Consider the following 2,196-nt stretch of genomic DNA (forward strand, 5'->3'; position numbering starts at 1 on the left):
TACTATCTCTTTTTACTATTATTATAGCTTCTACAAAGAGACAAAAAAAGAGAACTACCTATCGTTGTATACGTTATCTCTACTCATATATTATACTATTGTTAACACCATTCCTCTTCCTTTTGGCATATTAGCGTTATTCATGATTTGTGGCCCCCTATTAGTGTATTTCTGTGTCTAGCTGTAGCGCTATGCGTGTAGGAAATCCCTCGTAAAATACTGTTTTTCCCAAACTTTGTGCGTATTTCATCCATTACTTTTGTTAGCTTCACTTCTTGTTCTCGTTTCGTGACATTATCAAAAAGAGAAATTTGTTCTTCTCCTTCTTGAATTAAGTTTGTTAAGGATATGTTTATGCTGCGAATGGGTTCGCCAGTATATTGTTGATGCAAAAAGTATGTACAGATATGATAAATATCCATTGTTAAATTTGTTGGACGGTTTAAAGTATGTGTTTTCCTAATTCCACCTGTATAACTCTTGCTATAACCAACAGAGAATTGAACGGTTTGAGCAAGTTTGTTTTGTCTTCTAAGGCGATAACAGACTTCTTCAATATGTTCCAATAGAACAATTGGGAATTCTTCTATTGTATAGTCGCGCATTAGAATTTGGCTTTTTCCGATTGAAGTTGTAGCAGGGACGTATTTTTCCGAAATACGGCTGAAGTCGATGCCGTTGCTATGTAAGTGCAATTCCTCCCCAATCTTGCCGAAGCTTTGTTTTAAGTATTTAAGAGGGTAATTGGCTAAATCCCCAATAGAATGTATCCCTTTTCGATTCAATTTTTCTTCTGTTTTGTACGAAATGCCCCAAAATTTATTGAGTGGTCGTATACTCCATAATTTTGTTGGGACATCTTCATACTTCCAATATGCGATACCTTCTTTGTTCTTCTTTGCTTCAATATCTAAAGCAACCTTACTCATTAAAGGGTTCGGAGCAATTCCGATGGTACATTCAATGCGTGTATGCTCATATATTTCACGTTTGAATTTCAAAGCAAATTCATAGGGATCGTTAGCAAATAAATGAATGCTATCAGTAACGTCCAACAGAAATTCATCTATGGAATACTGGTGGAAATCCTCATAAGGAACGTATTGTAAAGCTAACTCCGTTATGTAATTAGAGCATTTTATGTAAGTACTCATAATCGGATTCACAACAAGAATATCTTTTCTTCGAGGAATCTCGTAAAGCCTTGCCATCTTTTTTACGCCCAGTGCTTTCAGTGGTGGAGTTGCAGCTAATAAAATTGATCCGCTCCTGTTCACATCACCTACTACAGCCAACTTTGTATGCATAGGGTCTAACCCCATTTTAATGCAACTAACTGAAGCGTAAAAGCTACGTAAATCAACACATAAGATGATTCTATTCGGTAGGATTGAATAGTCATACACTGTGATTCCTCCTTAAATCAAAAGAACGTTTGTTCTTATTATATACGAACCTGTGTTCTTTTATAAAGAGTTTTTGTTTAAAAATAATTTTTTACATAAAGAAAAGACACTCTTATATGAGTGTCTTTCAGATATTCTGCTTGTGGGAGCAGCAATTCTAATACCAATCGGCAATAAGAAGGTATAGATATATATTCTCTTACTATTGATTAAAGGAGCAAACTCAACAAGAAAAGACACTATACAGTGTCTTTTCTTGTTGAGTTTGCTTTAAGGAAAATGTAGTGATTAATCAAAGAATCTTGGATGCTTCTTGATTCATCTTAGTATAGCATTTATATATAATTTTAATATACAAAAATAAAATTATATGAATATGTTTTCCTCAAATATTATTAGGATATTTTTCTATATTTAGAACTATGCTAGTAGATTGGTGAAAAAAAGTTATTATGTAGACATAATAACTTTTTTTATAGTTATATATCGAAATTCAAATGATCGTAATAGGTGAATTGATTGTAAAATATATACAATTATAGTCGGTTATATTACTATTATTATAAATATTGGAAATAGAGGGTGATACATGTAAATGCTTTAAGTGAAAATCGGAACTTCAAATAGTAAGTTTATAGTTTTGGGAGGAGAAGAAAAAATTAAATTCTGGGGGTTAATTCACATGCCCATCAACTTAAGAACAAAAATAAAATGAACTTTCGTTCAAAGCAACTAAAAAACTCGTAATGTACTTTTGGTATTGAAAAGTACACACACCAAATAAACTCTA

At 32.6% G+C, this 2,196-nt stretch carries 1 protein-coding gene; it reads right to left on the bottom strand.

Annotated features, from left to right (window positions below; translation table 11 throughout):
- Positions 1–140 precede the first annotated feature (140 nt).
- Complete coding sequence (locus tag ACS2CR_RS33985) at positions 141–1,406, bottom strand: Y-family DNA polymerase (protein ID WP_000272577.1); 1,266 nt, start codon at positions 1,404–1,406, stop codon at positions 141–143.
- Positions 1,407–2,196 lie beyond the last annotated feature (790 nt).

The organism is Bacillus cereus group sp. BceL291, from assembly GCF_051776705.1.
GTDB classification, from domain to species: domain Bacteria; phylum Bacillota; class Bacilli; order Bacillales; family Bacillaceae_G; genus Bacillus_A; species Bacillus_A cereus.